The following is a 22367-nucleotide window of genomic DNA, read 5'->3' as shown; positions in this document are numbered from 1 at the left end:
CGCCTTCCTTGGCTCGTCAGCTCCGTCCCGGCCGCGCGGGGGGCGCGGCCGGCGCCGCCGGCACGGTCTCCAGGGTCGGGGACGACGGCCGCGGCACCACCCGCTCCTGCCGCAGCTCGTGCTCCAACGCCTCCAGCTCCGCGCCGCCGGCCATCTGCCGGGTCAACTCCGCGAGGGTGATGTCCCGCTTCTCGTGGCACCCCAGGCTGCGCCCCCGCTTGAGCAGCAGGAACCGGTCGCCGACCGGGTAGGCGTGGTGCGGGTTGTGCGTGATCAGCACGACCCCCAGCCCCCGGTCCCTGGCCTGCGCCACGTAGCGCAGCACCACCCCGGCCTGCTTGACGCCCAGCGCGGCCGTGGGCTCGTCGAGGATCAGCACCTTCGCGCCGAAGTGCACGGCCCGCGCGATCGCGACGCACTGCCGCTCGCCGCCGGAGAGCGTGCCCACGGGCTGTTCCACGTCCCGCAGGTCGATGCCCATGTCGGCCAACGCCTTCCGCGTGACCTCCCTGGCCCTCCCGCGGTCGATCATGCTGAGCGGCCCCCAGCCCACCCTGGGCTCCGACCCGAGGAAGAAGTTGCGCCACACGCTCATCAGCGGCACCACGGCGAGGTCCTGGAACACGGTGGCGATGCCCCGGTCCAGCGCCTCGCGCGGCGACGACAGCTGCACCGGCTCGCCCTCGACCAGGTACTCGCCGGCGTCGTGCGGGTGCGCGCCCGCCAGGATCTTGATCAGCGTGGACTTGCCGGCCCCGTTGTCGCCGAGCACGCAGGTGACCTCGCCGGCGTTGACCGTCGTGGACACGTCGCTGAGGGCGATCACGCCGCCGAAGCGCTTGCCGACCTCCCGTACCTCCAGCAGGGGGGTGCTCACCCTGTCACCTCCTGACCCGTTCCGCCCTGCGGCGGAAGGCGTTGTTGACGAGCACGGCGGCCAGCAGCATCACGCCGAGGAACAACATGAACCAGTCGTTGTTCCACCCGGCGAACACGATGCCCTGGCGGGTCATGCCGAAGATCAGCGCGCCGACCGCGGCGCCGACGGCCGAGCCGAAGCCGCCGGTCAGCAGGCACCCGCCGATCACCGCCGCGATGATGTAGAAGAACTCCTGGCCGATGCCCTGGTTGGCCTGCACCGACGTGTAGCGCAGCACGTTGATGCCGCCCACCAGCCACGCGGCCGCCGCGGTGGTCATGAACAGCAGCACCTTCGTGCGGACCACCGGCACGCCCACCTGGCGCGCGCTGGTGGCGGCCCCGCCCACCGCGAAGATCCAGTTGCCGAGGCGGGTGCGCAGCAGCAGCCAGGTGGCCACCGCCGTGAACCCGAGCCACCAGAGCACCGACACCTGGAACGTCGCGCCACCCACGTTCACCGTCGAGGCGAACACGAAACCGGCCGAGGCGTAGCCCTCGGTCGAGCGCATCCCCGACACCTGCACCGTGCCGGTGACCAGCTTGGTGACGCCGAGGTTGAGCCCCTGCAACGCCAGGAACGTGCCGAGGGTGACGATGAAGCTGGGCAGCCCGGTGCGCATCACCAGCCACCCGTTCAGCGCGCCGACGACCAGCGCGAAGACCAGCGAGGCGAGCAGCGCCCACCAGACGTTCCAGTTGAGCTGGGTGGCCAGGATCGCGGTGACCAGGCCGGTCGAGGCGGTCATGACGCCCGCCGAGAGGTCGAACTCGCCGCCGACCATCAGCAGCGCGACCGCCACCGCCATGATCCCCAGCGTCGCCGAGTCGTCCAGCCAGGTGGACACCCCTCCCGCGCTGAGGAACTGGTCGGTGACCACCGAGAAGAACGCGAACACCGCCAGCGCGCCGAGCAGCGAGCCGAGTTCGGGCCGGACCAGGAGCCGGTCCAGCGGTCGGGTCCGCGCCAGCCGTTCGTCCACCGTGTGCGCGACTACGGCCAAGATGTCCTCCTTGTCCTGGGAGCGGGTGCGGCGGCGGCCCCGCGGTCGGGGGCGACCGGGGGCCGGCCGCCGCCGCGGGGCGGGTCAGCGCGTGCCGCGCCCCGCGTAGCTCCCGACGGTGTCCACATTGGACTTGTCAACGACGCCGGGCCCGGTCAGCACCGGGCGGCCGCCGCCAACGGTGTTCGCGTTGTCCCGGTAGAGCTTCAGGAAGGTGACCGGCAGGTAGCCCTGGAGGTACTGCTGCTGGTCCAGCGCGAACAGCAGCCGGCCCTCCCGGATCGCGTTGATCACGTCCGCGTTGAGGTCGAACGTGGCCACCGCCGCCGAGGAGCCGGCGTCCCTGACCGCGCTGACCGCGTTCGCCGCCACCTGCGGGTTGAGGGTCAGCACCGCGTCGATCGAGCCGTCCGTCCCCAACGCGCCCTTGATCCGGGACTGCACGTCGGTCGGGTTGCTGATGTCGACCTGGAGGTCCCGCACCGAGCCGAACGCCTTCCGCGCGCCCTCGCACCGCTGGTTCAGCCCGGCGTTGCCGGCCTCGTGGATCACGCACAGCACGTTCGTCCTGCCGGCCCTGCGCAGCGTCTCGCCGGCGCGCTCGCCCGCCACGCCCTCGCTCTGCCCGACGTGCGTGATCGCGCCGAACTCCTGGCTGCGCTCCTCGCCGGAGTTGATGGTCACCACCGGGATCCCCGCGTCCACCGCCCTGCGCACCGAGTCCCGCAGCGCGTCGGGGTTGGCCATGGAGACCACGATGCCGCCCGCCTTCTGCGCGACGGCGTTGTCGACCAGCCGCGCCTGGGACGCCGGGTCGGCGGCCGCGTTGTAGTCCACCTTCACGCCGAGCTGCCGGCCCGCGGCCTCGGCGCCGTTCTTCACCACGTCCCAGAAGGAGTCACCGGGCGTGCCGTGGCTGATCACCGCGACCCGCAGCTCGCCGGTGGCGGCGCCCGGCGGCGTCGCGCCGCCCCCGCCTGGCGGGGCCGCGGCCGGGCCGGTGCAGCCGGCGGCCAGCAGGGTCGCGGCCGCCGCCAGCGCCGCCGCGGCGCCGACGCGCCGCCGCCCGGCCGGTCCCCGCCTCGCAGAGCGGTTGGACGTCATCGTCCCTCCCTGATCCCTCTCACGCCGAGGAGCTCGTGCAGACGCGCGAGACTGCGCGCGGTGTCGCGCCGCGGCTGGGCGGCCTCCTCGGCCCCGTCGCCGGACAGCGCCGTGTCCTGCTCCAGCACGTACCAACCGCGGTAGCCGGCCTCGGTCAGCGACGCGACGATCGACGCGACGTCGACGTCGCCGTCCCCCAGCGGCGTGTAGATCCCCTGCCCGACCGCCTCGGTGTAGGTCAGCTCGCCGGCCCTGACCCGCGCGGCCACCGAGGCCCGCACGTCCTTGAGGTGGACGTGGCCGATCCGGCCCGCCCACCGGCGGGCGATCGCGACCGGGTCGCCGCCGCCGATGAGCAGGTGCCCGGTGTCCAGGCAGATCGGCAGGTCGGAGTCGGCGAGGAACCGCTCGGTCTCCTCCCCGGTCTCCACGTGCGTGCCCACGTGGGGGTGCAGGGCCGTGGTCAGCCCGTGCCGGGCGGCCACGTCGCGGACGGCCGCCGCGGTGGAGACGAGGGTCCGCCACTGCTCGTCGGTCAGCGCCGGCCGCTCGTCGTAGCCGTCCAGCCCGGTCGAGGCGGCCAGCACCAGCACCTCGGCCCCGCCGGCGGCCAGTACCCCGGCGACCCGGTCGGCCTCGGCCAGGGTCTCGTCCCGCGGCGCGGCGTCGTGCAGCACGACCGGCAGGAAGCCGCCGACCAGGCCCAGGCCGTACCCGGACAGCACGGCCCGCAGCCGCTCCGGATCACTGGGGAGGTAGTCGGGCGGGCCGAGTTCGGTGGCCGTCAACCCCAAGGCGGCCATCTCCGCGAGCACAGTCCCCGGGTCGAGGACGTGGCCCCAGCCCGGGACCTCGCACACTCCCCAGGAGATCGGGGCCCCCGCGACCTTCGGCAGCGGCGTCTTCGGCGGCGGCGTCGGCCTCGTCGGCGTCATCCCGCCACCCCCACCGGCTGCTGCCGCTCGATCCTGACCGGGGCCCCGCTCCGGCGGGACCGCTCACACGCCTCGGCCAGGCGCAGGCTGACCAGGCTCTCCCTGGCCGGCGACGGGTTGGCCGCGCGCCCGGCGACCACGTCGAGGAACACCGCCAGCTCGTTGAGGTAGGCGCGGTGGAACCGCTCCGGGAAGCCGGGGTAGGCGTCGCCCACCCTGGGACCGCCGGGCTCCAGCGAGGTCAGCGGCGTCCGCTCGTCCAGGCCGACGGCCAGGGTGTCCCTGCTGCCGAAGACCTCCATCCGGCAGTCGTAGCCGAGCGGGTCGTGCCGGCCGGCGGTGAGCAGGGCGTGCGCCCCGCCGGCGAAGCGCAGCACCGCCACGGCGTTGTCCACGTCCCCGACCTCGGCGAACGCCTGGTCCACCAGCACCGAGCCCGACGCGTAGACCTCGACCACCGGCTCGTCGACCAGCCACGGCACCGCGTCGAGGTCGTGGATGAGGCAGTCGCGGAACAACCCGCCGGAGGTCGCCACGAACTCCAGCGCGGGCGGGTCGGCGTCGACGCAGACCGACCGCACCAGGTAGACCCGGCCGACCTCGCCGGCGCGCAGCCTCCGGTGCAGCTCCACGATCGCCGGGTCGAACCGCCGCTGGAAGCCGACCAGCACCTCCACCCCGGCCCGCTCGATCTCGTCGACCAGGGACCGCATGATGTCGAGGTCGTCGGCGAGCGGCTTCTCGCACAGGGTGGGCACCCCGGCGGCGACGCTGCGGCGCAGCATCTCCGGGTGGGTGGAGGTGGGGGTCGCCAGCAGCACGCCGTCGCTGCCGGCGAGCAGGGCGTCGAGGTCGTCGACGTGCCGTGCCCTGCCGCCGAGGTCGGCCGCGGCCAGCTCGGCCCGGCCGGGGACCGGGTCGAACAGCAGCACCTCGTCGAGCTGGTCCAGTGAGGCCAGGTTGGCGGCGTGCATGGCGCCGATCCGACCGACCCCCGCGACTCCGATCCGCATCCGCTGCGTCTCCGTCCTGCTGGGAGGGGGTTCTCGTTAGAGCGCTCTATTGGTTAGAGCGCGCTAATGCTGTAGCCTGCGTCACGGCGGTGTCAAGGGTCACACCACCACGAACCCGAAGGAAACCCGACGGAACCGGTCAAGAGCCGGGGCAGGGAGGAGCGGTGGGCCGCCCCACCATGGAGGACGTCGCCCGGCACGCGGGCGTCTCGCGGGCACTGGTCTCGCTGGTGATGCGAGGCTCGCCCAAGGTCAGCGAGCAACGACGCCGCGCGGTGCTGCGCGCCGCCGAGGAACTCGGCTACTCCCCCCACGCCATGGCCCGCTCGCTGGCCAGCCGCACCTCCACCGTGCTCGGCGTGATGGTCTCCGACCTGCACAACCCGTTCTTCGCCGAGATCGTCGACGGTCTCGACGAGGTGGCCAGGGACCAGGGCTTCGACCTGATCATCAACACCGGAAGCCGGAGCCCGGCCAGGGAGCGCCGAGCGCTGGGCAGCCTGCTCTCCTTCCGCCCGGCCGGCGTCGCACTGCTCGGCACCGTGGTGTCCTCGGCGGACATCGCGGCCGCCGCCGAGCAGCAGCCCGTCGTCCTGGTGGCCCGGTCCACCCGACTGTCCACTGTGGACACGGTGAACGACGACGGCGAGGCCGGCTCGGAGATGGCCGTCGACCACCTGGTCTCCCTCGGGCACAAGAAGATCGCCCACCTCGACGGCGGCAGCGGCTCACAGGCCGCGCTCCGCCGCCGCGGCTACGACAGGGCGATGCGCCGACACGGCCTGGAACCCCTGGTCGTGCGCAGCGAGTACACCGACACCGCCGGCGCCAGGGCGGTCCGCGACCTGCTCGCCGCCGGCGAGGCCGACCTGCCCACGGCGCTGGTCGCGGCCAACGACTACAACGCGGTCGGCGCGCTGGCCGCGCTGGAGGAGGCCGGGCTGCGCGTCCCCGACGACGTGTCGCTGGTCGGCTACGACAACACGTCGCTGGCCGGCCTGCGCCACCTCTCCCTGACCACGGTGGACCAGCCACGCCACGAGATGGGCCGGCTGGCCGCGGAGGCACTGGTGCAGCGCATCCGCGGGGAGCGCACCGACCCGGTGCGCCACCTGCTGCACCCGTCGCTGGTCGTCCGCGCCACCACCGCGCCCCGGTAGCGCGCCGGCGACACCCCGGCAACCGCACCGCCCCGGCCGGCGAGCCGGGCAGCCCCAACCGCAGGAGGATTCCCGTGACACGTTCCCTGCCGGACCTCGTGCCGCACTGGATCGACGGCGCCCGCACGAGCGGCACGTCGTCCCGCCGCGGCGACGTGTTCCAGCCCGCCACCGGCGAGGTCGCCCGCCAGGTGGCGCTCGCCGACCAGTCCGACGTGGACCTGGCCGTGGCCTCGGCCGCGAAGGCGGCGCAGGGCTGGGCCGAGTCCTCGCTGTCCGCGCGGTCCCGGGTGCTGTTCGCCTTCCGCCAGCTCGTGGACGCGCACCGCGCCGAGCTGGCCGAGATCATCACGGCGGAGCACGGCAAGGTCCTCGACGACGCCGCCGGCGAGGTCCAGCGCGGCCTGGAGGTCGCCGAGTTCGCCTGCGGCATCCCGCACCTGCTCAAGGGCGAGCACTCCGAGCAGGTCTCACGGGGCGTGGACGCCTACTCGGTGCGCCAGCCGCTGGGTGTGGTCGCCGGCATCACCCCGTTCAACTTCCCGGTGATGGTGCCGATGTGGATGTTCCCGGTGGCCGTGGCCTGCGGCAACGCCTTCGTGCTCAAGCCGTCCGAGCGGGACCCGTCCGCGTCGGTGCGGCTGGCCGAGCTGTTCGCCGAGGCCGGGCTGCCCGAGGGCGTGCTCACCGTGCTCCAGGGCGACGCGACCGCGGTGAACGCGCTCCTCGACCACCCCGACGTCGCGGCGGTGTCGTTCGTGGGGTCCACCCCGATCGCCCGGCACGTGTACGCGCGCGGCACCGCCAACGGCAAGCGCGTCCAGGCGTTGGGCGGCGCGAAGAACCACATGGTGGTGCTGCCGGACGCGGACGTCGACGTCGCCGCGGACGCGGCGGTGTCGGCGGGCTTCGGCTCCGCCGGCGAGCGGTGCATGGCGATCTCGGTGGTCGTCGCGGTCGGCGACGTGGCCGACCGGTTGGTCCCGGCCATCGAGCAGCGGATGGCCGCGCTGCGGGTCGGCCCCGGCACCGACCCGGCCTCGCAGATGGGCCCGCTGGTGACCCGGGCGCACCGCGACCGCGTGGCGTCCTATGTGGACAGCGGAGTGCGGGAGGGCGCCCGACTGGTCGTGGACGGCAGGGGCGTCGCGCCCACCCCGGGCGGCTTCTGGCTCGGCCCCACCCTGTTCGACCACGTCACGCCGGACATGGAGATCTACCGGGACGAGATCTTCGGCCCGGTGCTCTCCGTGGTCAGGGTGCCGACCCCCGAGGCGGCGATCGAGCTGGTCAACGCCAACCAGTACGGCAACGGCACCGCCATCTTCACCGGCGACGGGCTCGCCGCCCGCGAGTACCAGCGGCGCGTGCACGTCGGCATGATCGGCATCAACGTGCCGATCCCGGTGCCCATGTCCTACTACTCGTTCGGCGGTTGGAAGGACTCGCTCTTCGGCGACACGCACGTGCACGGCATGGACGGCGTGCGCTTCTACACCCGCATGAAGGCGATCACGGCGCGGTGGCCGCGTCACCACGGCGTGGACCTCGCCATGCCGACAGCCGCGCAGCACTGACCATCAGGCGTCGCGTACGACCCCGCGCTCTCGCGCCTCGGCGTGCGCGGCAGTCGTGATCGCGGCTTGCCTCATGGCCGCCATGAACTCGGCGGAGCCGACCCGCTCGTGGTCGGCTCCGCCGTGTCTCCCAGCCTGGCCGGCACTGCGGCGCGGGCCTACCCCATGTCCACTTTGGACATTGCGCCGATCCTTGGTGCGGTTGGATTCCCTGACGAACCGGTCCGGACTCGCCCCGAGGCTCTCGCCGCTCACCTCACCGCCAGATGGCCACACCCGGTCAGATCGCACCGGTTCGGCCACGACGCGCGGCCGGCGCACCCGGCCCCGAAAACGACGAGGCGGCCGCCCCTGGTGGGCGCGGCCGCCTCGCGACAACAGATCAGAACCGAGGGTGGTCCCCCCGCAGCAACGCCCGGGGCACCTCACCGTCGACCTCGGCGTCCGTGCCCTCCAACGTGCTGCTCTTGCACACCTCGCCGACCACCCACGCCGGCACGTGCCGGGCGGTGAGCACGGCCAGCGCGCGGTCCACGTCCTCGGCCGCGACGACCGCCACCATGCCCACGCCCATGTTGAACGTGCGCTCCATCTCGTCCCGCTCGACCCGGCCGCGCTGCGCGATCAACGCGAACACCGGCGCCGGCGTCCACGTGCCCCGGTCCAGCACCGCGGTCAGACCCCTCGGGATCACCCGCCCCAGGTTCCCGGCGAGACCGCCGCCGGTGACGTGGGCGAACGTCCGCACCTCGGTCTCGGCCGCCAGCGCCAGGCAGTCCTTGGCGTAGATCCGGGTCGGCTCCAGCAGCTCCTCGCCGAGGGTGCGGCCGAACTCCTCGACCTGACCCGACAGGGGCATGCGCGCGATGTCCAGCAGCACGTGCCTGGCCAGCGAGTAGCCGTTGGAGTGCAGGCCCGAGGAGGCCATCGCGATCACCACGTCACCCGGCCGCACCCGCTCCGGGCCCAGCACCTCGGCGGCCTCGACCACGCCGACGCCGGTGGCCGACAGGTCGTACTCGCCCTGCGACATCAGGCCCGGGTGCTCGGCGGTCTCGCCCCCGAGCAGGGCGCAACCCGCCTGCTGGCAGCCGGCCGCCACACCCTTCACCAGGTCAGCGATGCGCTCCGGCACCACCTTGCCGACCGCGATGTAGTCCTGGAGGAACAGCGGCTCGGCCCCGCACACCACCAGGTCGTCCACCACCATGGCGACCAGGTCGATGCCGACGGTGTCGTGCTTGTCCAACGCCTGGGCGACGGCGATCTTGGTGCCGACGCCGTCGGTGGACGAGGCCAGCACGGGCTCCTTCCACCGGTCCAGCCGGAGCCGGAACAGGCCGGCGAACCCGCCGATCCCGCCCATGACCTCCGGCCGGGTCGCCTTCTCCGCCCACGGGCGGAGCCGCTCCACCGCCTCGTCGCCGGCGGCGATGTCGACGCCGGCCGCCGCGTAGGTGGCCTTCGGGCTCTCGATCTGGGTGGTCACGACTGGTGCTCCATCTGCGTGCGGTCGAGGTCTGCGGTGGGGGGACGACGCCCGGCGCCGCCGGGGCGCCTCAGGGGCGGCGCACGGCGTCCTCGGCGCCGTAGGCGGAGGGCAGGACGGGCTCGGCCTGCCCTGACACGCCCCGCTCGATGCCCTCCAGGAGGAACTTGCCGATCCTGGCCTCGTCCGGCAACGGAATCGGATAGTCCCCGTCGAAGCAGGCCGCGCACAGGCGGCTGCGCGGCTGCTCGGTGGCGGCGACCAGACCCTCCAGCGAGACGTAGCCGAGGGAGTCCGCGCCAATCGAGCGGCGGATGCCGTCCACGTCCAGCCCGTTCGCCACGAGCTCGGCCCGGGAGGCGAAGTCGATGCCGTAGAAGCACGGCCAGCGCACCGGCGGCGACGCGATCCGCACGTGCACCTCCAGCGCCCCCGCCTCGCGCAGCATCCGCACGAGCGCGCGCTGCGTGTTGCCGCGCACGATCGAGTCGTCCACGACGACCAGGCGCTTGCCGCGGATCACGTCCCGCAGCGGGTTCAGCTTCAACCGGATGCCGAGCTGGCGGATCGTCTGGCTCGGCTGGATGAACGTGCGCCCCACGTAGGCGTTCTTGACCAGGCCCTGGCCGTAGGGGATGCCGGACGCCTGGGCGTAGCCGATCGCGGCCGGCGTGCCCGACTCCGGCACCGGGATCACCAGGTCGGCCTCGACCGGGTGCTCCGCCGCCAGCCGCCGGCCGATCTCCACACGCGCCGCGTGGACCGAGCGGCCGGAGATCGTGGTGTCGGGGCGGGCCAGGTACACGTACTCGAAGACGCAGCCCTTGGGCTCGGGCGTGGCGAACCGCGAACTCCGCAGCCCGTCCTCGTCGATGGCGATCAGCTCACCCGGCTCGACCTCGCGGACGAAGCTCGCGCCCACGATGTCCAACGCGGCGGTCTCGCTCGCCACGACCCAGCCGCGCTCCAGCCGGCCGAGGCACAGCGGGCGCACGCCCTGCGGGTCCCGCGCCGCGTACAGCGTCGACTCGTCGCAGAAGACGAGGGAGAACGCGCCCCGCAGCGTGGGCAGCAGCTCCATCGCCGCCTGCTCCAGGCCGGTGTCGGCCGCGCCGGCGGCGAGCAGCCCGCACACCAGGTCCGAGTCCGAGCTGGCCGCGGAGCCCCCGTTGCCGTCCGGCAACGCGTTCAGCTCGCGCGCCCTGGTCAGCAGGTCCGCGGTGTTCACCAGGTTGCCGTTGTGGCCGAGCGCCAGCCCGCTGCCCGCCGCGGTGGTGCGGAAGGTCGGCTGGGCGTTCTCCCAGGTGGTGGAGCCGGTGGTCGAGTACCGGTTGTGGCCGACGGCGACGTGGCCACGCAGGGACGACAGCACCTGTTCGTCGAAGACCTGGCTGACCAGGCCGAGCTCCTTGAACACCACGATCTGCGAGCCGTCGGCGACCGCGATGCCGGCCGCCTCCTGCCCTCGGTGCTGGAGCGCGTAGAGACCGTAGAAGGTGAGCTTCGCCACCTCCTCGCCGGGAGCCCACACACCGAACACCCCGCACTCCTCGCGCGGGGTGTCCCGGTCGAGGTTGGGCGGTTCTGGATCGGTCAGGGGTCCCGCGGGGTAGAAGGGTCCGGTTTCCGGGGTGGAAGGGTCGGTGACCACCGAAAACTCCCTCGCGACGGCAGCCGACTGCACCCAAGTGTAAGTCGAACGGGTTCACACCCCGCCCTCCCCGGGGGTGGCACCGGTCCCATCACACCGTTACGAAACTCGGACGCACCCGTTCGGCCGCATTTCCACCACCACCGCAAACGCTTGCGCGCCACCACGCCTTTCCCCCGCCACGCCCACCCAAAAGGGGGGTGGGGGGAGGGCCCCTCCCCCCACCCCCCTCCCCTCCCTCCCCTATCCCCGGTTGCGTGTTGTCCCCATACCCCGTCCGTGTGGCGTGGTTGCCCCGATTGGTTGGTGGGATGCGCCGTCGGTTGACGTACGGGCGGTGTCGCCCGGCCGGTGTCTCGGCGCAGCTAGCGGATGTGGTGGCCGCTGGCGCCGGTCGCACCGAGCGGAGGACGCGCGGCGACGGCCGTGCTGACACAGGGCGGCTCCCGATGTCCCGGGTACCGGGAGTCGCGGCGCGTCATCGAGGACGGCGGCCAGATCCGTGGGGCGGTGGTCGGGCCGAGCCTGGGCGGCGTTGCTCCCCGAGGGGGCTCGCCGTGGGAACGAGGGCGGTGTGGCGCATGGTGGTCTCCTCCTGTCGTCAGGTCGTGGTGTCGGTCAGGCCGCCGCGCCTCGGGCGCGGAAGGCGCGGGCGATCTCGTCGAGCAGGCGTCGTGGGTCGCGGAGGTCCTCCGCCCTGGCGCGGATGGTCATCCAGCCCCGGCCGGCGAGCCAGGCGTCCCTGGCCGCGTCGGCCTCCGCGCGGTCCTCGTGCGCCGCGTACCCGTCGTACTCCAGCGCGATCCGCAGCTCCGGCCACGCGAAGTCGGGGCGGTAGCCGGCGTTGCCGTCCAGGTCGAACACCTCGTGTTGGGGTACGGGCACCGGAAACCCCGCGTCGACGACGGTCAACAACAGGGCGCTCTCCCTCGGCGACTCGGGCAGTCCGGTCCCGAGATCGAGCAGCAGTTCCGCCCGCGCGACTCCGCGCCGGTCGGTCCGCCGCGCCAGGCGGGCGCGGACGGTGGCGCGGAACCGCTCCCGGTACGGCGAGGCCAGGGCGCCCAACGCCTGGTCGAGGCAGGCGAGGGCGGTCGCGTCGCCGTCGCGGCGGAGCAGTTCCGCGATCACCTGGTCGAGGGCGAAGACCCGGAGGCCGGCCAGCTCGACCACGTCCTCCTCGCAGATCGGCCCCTGCCGTAGGCACAGCCCCGGCCGGCGGCGTGGGTAGCGGGTGTAGGGCACGGTCACGTGGATGCGCTGTCCCTCCGCCGCCGTGCAGCCGTGGGCGAGGGCGGCGGTGGGTCCGGACAACACGGCGCCCTCGCCGGCGAACCAGAGGGCGGCGGAGGCCCGGGTGAGCGGGTCGAGCACCCGGTCGGGCGGAATGAGGACCCCCGTCCACAGCTCGCGGAGTCGGCCGACCCGCAGCGCGGTCCGCAGGCCTCGTTCGCCGAGAGCTGCCACCGCTTGTTCTCGTGTACACGCTCCATGTCTCGCTCCCGGTATCTCGAGCATGTCTCGACGATGCCGTCGGGAGCGTTCCGCGCCAACCCCTCACCTCCAGCCTGTGGAGGAATTCGGGTGACTGTGGATAACTGGTGGCGGAAACCTGTCAAACCCTGCCGCGCCGTCGCGACCGGTGGGTGCGCGGGGGGCATTCGGGCCACGCGGACGAGCCGGACCTCGGCCGGTTTTCGCACTCTCGGCTGCAATTGCCGGAACTCAGTCAATCGTGGAGACACTCCCGCGAGGGCGTGAGAAGAGGACTACCGCCCGCACCCGCTCAACGGAGTCGGAGCGCGGCGAGCACCGCCGGGTCGCCCTCGCCATTCAGCGGGCACCTGCCGGTCAGGGCCAGGTAGAGAGAGGAGGCGCGGCCACTCACGCGGGCGTCCGTCGTCACGGTGGCGCCCGGTTTGACCTGTCGCACCTCGGGGACCTCGCCGGGCACGAACCTGACCCGCCACGACTCGTCGCCGTCGTCGCACGTCACCAGGGCGGTGCCGCTCGCCGCGAGCGGGCTGTCCACGTCCTGTTTCGCCGCGAGCAGCGTCCCCAGCGCCTCGTCGACGCCGTCGAGGGCGAGTTCCCGGGAGAACGGGGCCTGGGCGCGGGAGGCGCTCTGCGCGTCCCACCGCCGCAGTGCCATCTCGTGGGCGACGCGGCGGTGCCAGAACCAGGCCAACCGGGGGGCCGCGGGCGAGAAGGTCCACACGGGGCGGTTGCCCGGGGTCGCGGCGAGCACCTCGCGCAGTGCGGTCACCTGCTCGTCGAGGAATCCGAGAGGGTCGGGAACCGTCACTAACGGCTCGGGTCTCATCGGCTCCTGACTTCCGCTCCGAAGGTGGACACCCACGGTTTGCAGGAATCGCCCGACGTGCATGGTGAGCTGGCCGAAGGTCCAGGGTGGGCAGGACGGCACCGGCGCGTCCGCGTCGGCCTCCCGCACAGCGTCCCGAAACATCCGGCTCTGCTCGTCGAACGCACTGAGCCACCGTTGTACGCCCAACACCGTTCGCACATCCCCCTCCTCGGTTAGACGGAGACACATAGTGCCGCGCGCGATGTGAACTCCGCACCGAGAATGGGTGAGCTGGTCGGGAAACACCACACGTTCGGACCTGCCCCAGGTGTGCCAATCGGAGGCGAAGAGTGATCTGTCCGCCATGGCGCGGCCGACGGGCGAATGCGCATATCGCGAATGGCGAGGCGAATGCGTGTCCGGATGACGGACACCGCCGGTGTCAGCGGACGAGGGGAAGCCAGGCGGTGAGGTCGGCGCGGCTGCCCGAGGCGTCGACCCGGCCGTCCGCGAGCGCGTCGGCCCACGCGAGGCGGCCGGTGGCGAGTTCGAGCCAGGTGCGGGGGTCGGTCTGGACCACGTTGGGGGGCGTGCCCCGGGTGTGCCTCGGTCCCTCGACGCACTGGACGACGGCGAACGGGGGGACCCGGACCTCGACGCTGCGACCGGGCGCGACGTGTTCCAGGGTGCGCAGGCTGAGGCGGACCGCAGTGGCCAGGTCGGTGCGGGGCGGCTCCTCCTCGGCGCCGTCGAGCCAGGGCGAGACGCGGTGCACGGCGGCGCGGAGTTCGTGGGGATCGACGGTCCGTCGGGGCACGGCCCCAGCCTAGAGAGGTTGACGGGTTACCACTGAGGGAGCATTGCGGTGAACCAGCCACTTTGGAAGGGTTCCTGCCGAAGCGCCCCGAGGAGGTGCGATGGCCCCGCGTCGATCCGCACGACTCGTCCCGCTGCTCTGTCTGGCCCTGGTCCTGGCCCTCAGCGCCCCCGCCGTCGCCGCTGACGCCGCTGACGCCGCGTCGCCCGGCGCGGCCCCGCCCGACGCCGCGGCCCCGAGCCGCCCCGGCGAGGTCAGCACGATCCCGAACTGGCAGCTCCAGTCCTCCGCCGTGGACACCGCGCCGGGCGAGGTCGTCTCCCGTCCGGGCTTCCCGGCCCGGGGCTGGCTCCGCGTCTCCGCCCGGTCGACCGTGATGGCGGGGTTGATCGAGAACGGCCGCTACCCGGACCTCAACTACTCCACCAACCTGCGGGACGCCGTCAATCCCGCCGACTTCACGGTTCCCTGGTGGTACCGGCGGACGTTCGTCGCCCAGCCACGGCCGGGGCGGCACACCTTCCTCCGCCTCAACGGCGGCGTGATCGCACGGGGCGAGATCTGGCTCAACGGCACGAGGATCGCGGGCGGTGACCAGGTCGCCGGCGCCTATCCCGCGCAGGAGCTGGACATCACCGAACACCTGCGGTCGGGGCGCAACGCCCTCGCCATCAAGGCGATCCCCGGCGACCCCAACAAGGAACTCCTGGTGAGCTTCCTCGACTGGAGCCCGCCCCCTCCGGACAACAACACGGGGATCTGGCGGGACGTCCAGCTCGCCACCACCGGCCCGGTGTCCCTTGTGGACAGTCGCGTGTCGACCGCCCTGGCCCTGCCCGGTCTTGACCGCGCCGACCTCACGGTGCGGGCCGAGGTGCGCAACAACACCGACCGGCCACTCAGGACGGAAATCGACGGTCGCGTCGGGTCGATCCGGCTGCGGCAGACCGTCGAGCTGCCGCCGCGCGAGACCCGCACGGTCACCTTCGCCCCCGACGCCCACCCCCAGCTCGTCCTGCGCCATCCCCGGGTCTGGTGGCCGGCGCAGCTCGGTGACCAACCCCTCTACCGGCTCGACCTCACCGCCCGCGTGGACCGCGCCGTCTCCGACGAACGGGGCAGCACGTTCGGTATCCGGGACGTCAAGGCCCCGCTGAACGCGCAGGGCGACCGCCGGTTCGAGATCAACGGCCGTCCGCTGCTGATCAGGGGCGCGGGGTGGGCCTCGGACCTGTTCCTGCGCACCCAACCGCAACGCCTGGCCGACCAGCTCCGGTACGTGCGAGACCTCGGGCTGAACACCCTGCGCCTGGAGGGGAAGCAGGAGGACCACGAGCTGGTGGAGCTCGCCGACCGGATGGGCATCATGGTGCTGCCCGGGTGGGAGTGCTGCACCAAGTGGGAGAAGTACGGCACCTGGACGGACTCCGACCTGGCCGTCGCCGCCGCGTCGGCCAGGTCCGAGGCGCGCCGGTTGCGGGACCACCCGAGCGTCATCGGCTTCCTCGTCGGCAGCGACGCGGCCCCGCCCGCCGCCGTGGAACGGGCCTACCTCGACGCGTTCCGGTCGGTGGACTGGCAGACCCCGATCATCTCGTCCGCCAAGCGGCTCAGCTCGCCGGAGCTGGGGACGTCCGGGATGAAGATGGACGGTCCCTACTGGTGGGTGCCGCCGAACTACTGGTACAACGACCGCCTCGGCGGGGCTTTCGGCTTCGCCTCCGAGGTCGGGCCGGGACCGACGATCCCCGAGCTGGACTCACTGCGCCGCTATCTGTCGCCGGCGGAGATCGAGGACCTGTGGCGTCATCCGGACCGGCGGCACTACCACCTCGCGCAGAAGGAGGTCTTCGGCACGCTCACGTTGTTCGCCAGGGCGATGAACCTCCGCCACGGGCCGCCGCGTGACCGGGACGACTTCCTCCGCAAGGCGCAGTTGATGAACTACGAGGCCAACCGGGCCCAGATGGAGGCGTTCGGGAGGGACTTCTCCGACCCGGCACGGCCGGCCACCGGAGTCATCTACTGGATGCTCAACAACGCCTGGCCGACGCTCTACTGGCATCTGTGGGACTACAACCTCGCACCGGCGGGCTCCTACTTCGGCGCGAAGAACGCGCTGCGCCCCCTGCATGTCCAGTACTCCTACGACGACCGCTCGGCCGTCATCGTCAACACCGGTCCGAAGGACGCGCGCGGGCTCACGGTCCGCTCCACCGTCTTCTCCGTGGACGGCACGGTCCTGGCCGACGAGACGGTCGGCGGGAGGGACGTCGGCAGTGGTTCCGCCCTCCGCGCGCTCACGGTGCCCCGAAGCCAGGGAACCCATCTGCTGCGGCTGCTCCTCCTCGACTCCGAAGGCAGGCAGGTGGACCGGAACGTCTACTGGTTGTCGGACCGCGTCGACGAGCTGGACTACGCCAACTCGACCTGGTGGCACACCCCGATCACCAGTGGCGCTGACTACACGGGGCTCCAGAGCATGCCCGAGGCGAGGATCGCGACCAGTGTGCGCACCGAGCCAGGACCCGACGGGACGCTGCGCACCGTCGTGACGATCCGCAACCCGGCCGGGAGCGGGCCGGCCGCGTTCTTCCTGCGGGCGAACCTGCGCCGGGGGCCGGACGGCGACCAGGTGACGCCGGTGCGGTGGAGCGACAACTACGTCACGCTCTGGCCGGGCGAGTCGACCGAGTTGCGGGCCGAGTACCGGGCCGGCGACCTCGGCGGCGCACGGCCCCACGTGGAGGTCACGGGGTGGAACACGCCACGAGTGGGTTAGCGGTGGCCGCGCGCGGCCACCCTGCCTAGCGTGGGGGAGATGCCACGTCATCACGAGCGACCGCTGCCGTCGGGCAGTCCCATCGAGGACTACGCGTTGCTGTCCGACCTGCGCACCGCCGCGCTGGTCGGCAGGGACGGCTCGATCGACTGGCTGTGCCTGCCCCGCTTCGACGCCCCGTCCTGCTTCGCCCGCATCCTCGGCGGCGAGGGGCACTGGCGGATCCACCCCACGGCCGAGGTCCACGAGGTCCGCCGCCGCTACCGGGACACGTCCCTGGTGCTGGAGACCGAGTTCCACACCCAGGACGGGGTGGTGCGCCTGGTCGACGCGATGCCGCCGCACGACAGGGAGCGCGAGAGCGAGCCGAGCGTGGTGCGGGTGCTGGAGGGGGTGTCCGGCGAGGTCGAGATCAGGTTCCGGTGGGTCGTGCGGTTCGCCTACGGCGACGCCGTCCCGTGGGTGCGTCGGTGCGACGACGGGCCGGGCCAGGCGATCCTCGCCGTGGCGGGTCCGCACACGGTCGTGCTCCGGGGCGACCGCCTCCCCTACCGCGCCCGCGACGAGCGGGCCCACGAGGCCGTCTTCACGATCGCGGCGGGGCAGCGCCTGTCGTGGGCGATGCAGTGGAGTCCGGCGCACAAGCCCATGCCCCCGGCGCTGGACGTGGAGCGGACCGTGTCCGAGACGGAGCGCTTCTGGCGCGACTGGTCGCGGCGCATCACTTACGACGGGCCGCACGCCGACGCGGTCCACCGCTCGCTGACGACCCTCAAGGCGCTCGTCTACGACCCCAGCGGGGGCGTGGTGGCCGCGCCGACCACCTCGTTGCCGGAGTCCTTCGGCGGCGAGCGGAACTGGGACTACCGCTACTGCTGGCTGCGGGACGCCACCTTCACCCTGCTCGCCCTGGACAACTTCGGCTGCACCCAGGAGGCGGAGCGGTGGCGGGACTGGCTGGTGCGCGCCACCGCGGGGGACCCGGCGAGCGCCCAGATCATGTACGGCATCGAGGGGGAGCGGCACCTGGTCGAGTGGGAGGTGGACTGGCTGCCCGGCTACGGGGGCGCGCGCCCGGTGCGGGTCGGCAACGCCGCGTTCCGCCAGCTCCAGCTCGACGTCTACGGCGAGGTGATGGACGCGTTGCACCTGGCCAGGGAGCGCGGTCTCGAGGAGAGCCCGGAGTCCTGGGCGGTGCAGCGCGGCATGATGCGCCACCTCGAACACGTCTGGCAGCAGCCCGACCGCGGCCTGTGGGAGGTGCGCGGGCCGGAACGGCACTTCACGCACTCACGGGTCATGGTGTGGGTGGCGTTCGACCGGGCGGTGCGGGCGGTCGAGCAACACGGCCTGCCGGGCCCGGTGGAGCGGTGGCGGGAGCTGCGGGAGACCGTGCGCGCCGAAGTGCTCGACCGGGGTTGGAACGACGAGATCGGCGCGTTCACCCAGTACTACGGGGGCACGGACCTGGACGCGGCGACCCTGCTCATCCCGGCCGTGGGCTTCCTGCCAGGGGACGACGAGCGGGTGCTGGGCACGCTCGCCGCGATCGACCGCGAGTTGCGCCACGGCGACCTCGTCGACCGGTACTCCACCCACAGTGGACGGTCTCATGTGGACGGTCTGTCGGGGAGGGAGGCGTCGTTCCTCGCCTGCTCGTTCTGGTTCGTCGACGCGCTCGCGCTCGCCGGGCGGTGGGAGGAGGCGGCGGCCATGTTCGGCCGCCTGGTGGGCCTGGCCAACGACGTGGGCCTGTTCGCCGAGGAGTACGACGCCGACCAGGGACGCTTCTGCGGCAACTTCCCGCAGGCCTTCAGCCACCTCGCGTTGGTCAACAGCGCGGCGGTCCTGTTCGGCGGCAAGAAGCGGCACGAGCGCGACCGCGCCAACGGCGGGAAGTAGGGAGCCAGCTCGCCCGAACCCGGCGGTCGGTGGCTCTCCGTTCGTCGCCGTGGCCGTGGCCCTGCCGGAGGCGCTCCCCTTGACGAACGTCGCCCGCCCCGCGGCCGGAAAGCCCTCGGCCGCCCCACAAGGGGCGCCTCGACGGCCCTTCCCCTCACCTCAGGACAGCCCCCACCCGCCCTGGGGGGCGAGCCCCGCTCCAGCCTATCCATCAGCCGGCACGAAGCCCAGGCCCAATCCGCGCCCTGTGGATAACTGCCCCACAACAGCCCGGCTCTCACCCGACGGTCGTGTCACAGCGGGCCAATCAGCACGAGCCTGTGGACAACCGCTTGACAAAATCCCGAAAGACGAGAACATCTTGTGTTCACTACTGGGCTGAAGTAGGGGTGGACCCCCCTTTTTCAACGTCTCACAGGGGTCCGACAAGAACCGGGCGCTGGAGCCACGAAAGTGTGGGCACCACAAGGAGTCTCACCAACCGGGGGATGCGTCACCGCCCCGCGGGTCAGATCCTCGCCGAGACAGCCAGAGGCACGGGACTGCCCGTCACCGCACGACGCCGGTCACCAGTCGACATACCGACACACCCAAGCGAACCGGCCGAACACACGCGAACCAGCCGACTATCCATCCGCGAAGCCAGCAGGCCGCCACATGTCACGAAAGCAGGCGCGTGATCTGGTCGGGCGGCCCGGGACGGGCGAAGTACCAGCCCTGGCCCGAGTCGCAGCCGATGTCGTCCAGCCGCCGGGCCTGCGCCTCGGTCTCCACGCCCTCGGCCGTCACCCCGAGCCCCAACGCGTGCGCCAGGGACACCAGCGTGCCCACGATCCGCGCGTCGACCACGTGCGAGCCGTCCGCCGCCGAGGCCCGCAGCCCCTCGACGAACGAGCCGGCGATCTTCAGCTCGTGCACCGGGAGGTGCCGGAGGTAGGCGAGGTTGGAGTAGCCGGTGCCGAAGTCGTCGATCGCGATGCGCACGCCCATCGCCGACAGCGCCCGCAGGGCGTCCAGCGGCTCGTCGGCGGTGCCCATGACCGCGCTCTCGGTGAGTTCGAGCTGGAGCCGGCCGGGCTCCACCCCGGTCTCGGCGAGCACCTTGGCCACGTCCGCCACCAGGCTCGGGTCCCTGGACTGCCGCACGGCCAGGTTGACGCTGATGAACGGCGCCCGCTGGCCGAACCGGTCCTGCCACAGCCTGGCCTGCCGGCACGCCTCGCGCAGCACCCACCGGCCGAGGGGCACGATCTGGCCGGTCTCCTCGGCCAGCCCGATGAACCGGTCGGGGGCGAGCAGGCCGAACTCCGGGTGCCGCCAGCGGACCAGCGCCTCGGCGCCCACGAGCTGGCCGTCGGACAGCCGCACCAGCGGCTGGTAGTCCAGGTAGAACTCGCCGCGTTCGATGGCGGCGGGCATCGTCGCCGAGAGCGTGAACCGGGCGACCTCACGCGCGTTGCGCTCCGGGTCGAACAGCGCCCACTTCGCCTTGCCGTCGGACTTCGCCCAGTAGAGCGTGATGTCGGCGTCGCGCATGACGTCGGCGGGGGTGGTGCCGTGGACGGGGCGCTCGACCAGGCCGATGCTGGCCGAGACCGCCAGCTCGTGCTCGCCGACCCTGATCGGCGCCTCCAGCGCGGCCAACACGTGGTCGGCGATGACGACGACGTCCTGCGTGCTGCCGGAGCGCTCGACCAGGATGATGAACTCGTCGCCGCCGATGCGGGCCACCAGCCGGCCGGGCGCGGAGACGCAGGCGTCCAGCCGCTGGCCGACGGCCACGAGGAGCTGGTCGCCGACGTCGTGGCCCAGGCTGTCGTTGATGACCTTGAACCCGTCGAGGTCGAGGTAGCACAGGCCGACCCGGCCGTCCCGCCCGCCGGTCTCGAACGCCCGGGAGAGCCGGTCCAGGAACAGCGCCCGGTTCGGCAGGCCCGTCAACGGGTCGTGCAACGCCTGGTACCGCAGGCGTTCCTGGAGGAGGTGCCGGTCGGTGACGTCCTCGATCATCGCCACCTGGTAGGTGGGGTGGCCGCGGTCGTCGCGGATCAGCGAGACGGTCAGGTGGGTCCAGATGACCTCGCCGTCGCTGCGGAAGAACCGCTTCTCCACGCGGAAGTGGTCCCGCTGGCCGTGGACCAGCTCGTCGTAGAGCCGCCACACGCTGGCCGCGTCCTCGGGGTGCATGAAGTCGCGGACGTTGCGCTGCCGCAGCTCCTCCAGGCTGTAGCCCATCATCTCCAGCAGGGAGGCGTTGGCCTCGAGGATGCGGCCGGCCATGTCGCCGACCCCGATCCCGATCGCCGCCTCGGCGAACACCGCGCGGAACCGCGCCTCGCTGGCCCGCAACGCCTGCTCGGTCTGGTCCCTGGCGACGAACACCGCCTGGCTGATCGCCTCCTGCTCGTCGAGGGTGCGCTGCCGCAGCGCCTCGGCGTAGCCGGCGGCCAGGGCGCCCTGGACGGCGGCCACGCGCTCCACGACCGGGCCCTGGCACCCGTCGCGGAAGAGCCCGAGCCGGGCCGGCAGCTCGGTGGCGAGCAGCGCCACGGTGCGGTTGAGGGTCTCGGTGCCGGTGAAGTGCGCCGCCACCATCGCGGCGCCGACCTGGCGGGCCGGGGTCGGGTCGAACGGCTCGGCGAGCAGCGCGGTGACGAGCTGCCGGGTCAGCCCGGCGAGGTGCTGCTCGATCTCGGAGCGGCTCATCGACACGTAGCTGGTCCCGGCGACGGCCTCCGCCCACGCCGCGGCGAGGCCGCCCACGACGTCGGGGCCGCACGGCCCGTCCTCGCCGCCGACGGCCGTCTCCCGGCCGCGCCCGGCGAGCGCGGCCAGCCCGAGGCGGTGCCTCGGTTCCGGGATCCCCTCGGCTGGCCGGCTCACGGCGTGCGCCCCACCCCGGCCAGCACGCCGAACCGGGCGGGGTCCTCGTCGGGCGCCTCGGCCGGGTCCGGCCGCCACTCGGGCAGGTAGACGACGCCGGGCTCGACCAGCTCGTAGCCCGCGAAGAGCGCGGCGACCGCGTCGGGGGGACGCAGCGCGAGCGGGGTGGTGCTGCGGGCGTAGAGCTCCTTCATGCCGGCGCGGCGCTCGTCGGCGGCGTCGGTGCCGTGGGAGAGCACGAGGTAGCTGCCGGACGGGCCGGCGTCCCGGTACCGGCCGATGATGCCGGCCGGGTCGTCGGAGTCGGGCACGAAGTGCAGCAACGCGAGCATGAGCACGGCGAGCGGCTGGTCGGGGTCGATCAGCCGGCGCGTCCCGGGGGCGCCGAGCACCGCGTCGGGGTCGCAGGCGTCGGCCTGGACGACCTCCGCGCGCTCGTTGCCGGCGAGGATGGCCCTGCTGTGCGCCACGGCGACCGGGTCGCTGTCGACGTAGACGACCCGGGACTCCGGCGCGACGGACTGCGCCACCTCGTGCACGTTGCCCACGGTCGGGATGCCCGAGCCGAGGTCGAGGAACTGCCGGATGCCGTTGTCCAGGCAGTACCGCACGGCGCGGCGCAGGAACGCCCGGTTCGCCCTGGTGATCTCCGGCAGCTCCGGCACGATGCGCAGGGCCTGCTCCGCGAGCGCGCGGTCCACCGCGAAGTTGTGCGAGCCACCCAGCCAGTAGTCGTAGACCCGTGCCGCGCTCGGCCGGTCCACGTCCACCTCGACCGGGGCCCACGTCGGTCTGTCCACGTCTTCCCCTCCCGGTGCGCACACCCA

The 22367-nt window shown here is 72.9% G+C and carries 16 protein-coding genes; 4 read left to right on the top strand and 12 right to left on the bottom strand.

Going from position 1 to position 22367, the window contains the following annotated elements; genetic code table 11:
• Positions 1-16: 16 nt before the first annotated feature.
• The 5 genes from LX15_RS15320 to LX15_RS15300 form a co-directional block, all read right to left on the bottom strand.
• Positions 17-877, bottom strand: coding sequence for an ATP-binding cassette domain-containing protein (locus LX15_RS15320; protein WP_253670259.1), 861 nt, complete (start codon positions 875-877; stop codon positions 17-19).
• Between the two features lie 4 nt (positions 878-881).
• The gene (locus LX15_RS15315; protein ID WP_253670258.1) at positions 882-1922 is read right to left on the bottom strand and encodes an ABC transporter permease; all 1041 of its coding nucleotides are present in this window, start codon (positions 1920-1922) and stop codon (positions 882-884) included.
• 84 nt (positions 1923-2006) lie between these two features.
• Complete coding sequence (locus LX15_RS15310; RefSeq protein WP_253670257.1) at positions 2007-3026, bottom strand: sugar ABC transporter substrate-binding protein; 1020 nt, start codon at positions 3024-3026, stop codon at positions 2007-2009.
• Positions 3023-3961: a TIM barrel protein gene (locus tag LX15_RS15305; protein ID WP_253670256.1), complete on the bottom strand. Its 939-nt coding sequence runs from the start codon at positions 3959-3961 to the stop codon at positions 3023-3025. Before LX15_RS15305 ends, LX15_RS15310 begins: the two co-directional genes overlap by 4 nt.
• Positions 3958-4974 (bottom strand): Gfo/Idh/MocA family protein, encoded by a 1017-nt coding sequence (locus LX15_RS15300; RefSeq protein WP_253670255.1) that lies wholly within the window; start codon positions 4972-4974, stop codon positions 3958-3960. Before LX15_RS15300 ends, LX15_RS15305 begins: the two co-directional genes overlap by 4 nt.
• A 164-nt stretch (positions 4975-5138) precedes the next feature.
• Between LX15_RS15300 and LX15_RS15295 the strand changes: the two genes are divergently transcribed.
• A complete protein-coding gene (locus tag LX15_RS15295; RefSeq protein WP_253670254.1) occupies positions 5139-6134 on the top strand; it encodes a LacI family DNA-binding transcriptional regulator in 996 nt (331 codons plus the stop codon).
• An 86-nt stretch (positions 6135-6220) separates the two neighbouring features.
• A complete protein-coding gene (locus LX15_RS15290) occupies positions 6221-7711 on the top strand; it encodes a CoA-acylating methylmalonate-semialdehyde dehydrogenase (RefSeq protein ID WP_253670342.1) in 1491 nt (496 codons plus the stop codon).
• A gap of 382 nt (positions 7712-8093) precedes the next feature.
• Here LX15_RS15290 and purM read toward each other — a convergent pair whose 3' ends face one another.
• From purM to LX15_RS15265, 5 genes are all read right to left on the bottom strand, one after another.
• Complete coding sequence (gene purM, locus LX15_RS15285) at positions 8094-9200, bottom strand: phosphoribosylformylglycinamidine cyclo-ligase (RefSeq protein WP_253670253.1); 1107 nt, start codon at positions 9198-9200, stop codon at positions 8094-8096.
• 70 nt (positions 9201-9270) lie between these two features.
• Positions 9271-10797, bottom strand: coding sequence for an amidophosphoribosyltransferase (gene purF / locus LX15_RS15280; protein WP_253670341.1), 1527 nt, complete (start codon positions 10795-10797; stop codon positions 9271-9273).
• Between the two features lie 672 nt (positions 10798-11469).
• Entirely contained in the window at positions 11470-12318 is an 849-nt protein-coding gene (locus tag LX15_RS15275; RefSeq protein WP_253670252.1) for a type IV toxin-antitoxin system AbiEi family antitoxin, read from the bottom strand.
• Positions 12319-12637: 319 nt separating this feature from the next.
• Positions 12638-13405, bottom strand: a complete 768-nt coding sequence (locus LX15_RS15270) for a maleylpyruvate isomerase N-terminal domain-containing protein (protein WP_301304644.1) — start codon at positions 13403-13405, stop codon at positions 12638-12640.
• A 193-nt stretch (positions 13406-13598) separates the two neighbouring features.
• Positions 13599-13973: a sterol carrier family protein gene (locus tag LX15_RS15265; RefSeq protein WP_253670250.1), complete on the bottom strand. Its 375-nt coding sequence runs from the start codon at positions 13971-13973 to the stop codon at positions 13599-13601.
• A 100-nt stretch (positions 13974-14073) separates the two neighbouring features.
• Between LX15_RS15265 and LX15_RS15260 the strand changes: the two genes are divergently transcribed.
• Together LX15_RS15260 and LX15_RS15255 are read left to right on the top strand one after the other, a co-directional pair.
• Positions 14074-16755: a glycoside hydrolase family 2 protein gene (locus LX15_RS15260; RefSeq protein WP_253670249.1), complete on the top strand. Its 2682-nt coding sequence runs from the start codon at positions 14074-14076 to the stop codon at positions 16753-16755.
• 39 nt (positions 16756-16794) lie between these two features.
• Complete coding sequence (locus tag LX15_RS15255) at positions 16795-18657, top strand: glycoside hydrolase family 15 protein (protein WP_253670248.1); 1863 nt, start codon at positions 16795-16797, stop codon at positions 18655-18657.
• 660 nt (positions 18658-19317) lie between these two features.
• Here LX15_RS15255 and LX15_RS15250 read toward each other — a convergent pair.
• Entirely contained in the window at positions 19318-21540 is a 2223-nt protein-coding gene (locus LX15_RS15250; RefSeq protein ID WP_253670247.1) for a putative bifunctional diguanylate cyclase/phosphodiesterase, read from the bottom strand.
• Positions 21537-22340, bottom strand: coding sequence for an SAM-dependent methyltransferase (locus LX15_RS15245; protein WP_253670246.1), 804 nt, complete (start codon positions 22338-22340; stop codon positions 21537-21539). Before LX15_RS15245 ends, LX15_RS15250 begins: the two co-directional genes overlap by 4 nt.
• Positions 22341-22367: the final 27 nt, after the last annotated feature.

It is taken from the genome of Streptoalloteichus tenebrarius (assembly GCF_024171885.1).
Taxonomy (GTDB): Bacteria; Actinomycetota; Actinomycetes; order Mycobacteriales; family Pseudonocardiaceae; genus Streptoalloteichus; species Streptoalloteichus tenebrarius.
Note: the sequence above shows the minus strand (reverse complement) of the source record. Positions and strands in the feature narration are given on the sequence as shown.

Coding starts and splice junctions, on each gene's coding strand:
- LX15_RS15305 (WP_253670256.1), bottom strand. CDS start 3,961: ATGACGCCGACGAGGCCGACGCCGCCGCCGAAGACGCCGCTGCCGAAG.
- LX15_RS15255 (WP_253670248.1), top strand. CDS start 16,795: ATGCCACGTCATCACGAGCGACCGCTGCCGTCGGGCAGTCCCATCGAG.
- LX15_RS15300 (WP_253670255.1), bottom strand. CDS start 4,974: ATGCGGATCGGAGTCGCGGGGGTCGGTCGGATCGGCGCCATGCACGCC.
- LX15_RS15310 (WP_253670257.1), bottom strand. CDS start 3,026: ATGACGTCCAACCGCTCTGCGAGGCGGGGACCGGCCGGGCGGCGGCGC.
- LX15_RS15270 (WP_301304644.1), bottom strand. CDS start 13,405: ATGTGTCTCCGTCTAACCGAGGAGGGGGATGTGCGAACGGTGTTGGGC.
- LX15_RS15260 (WP_253670249.1), top strand. CDS start 14,074: ATGGCCCCGCGTCGATCCGCACGACTCGTCCCGCTGCTCTGTCTGGCC.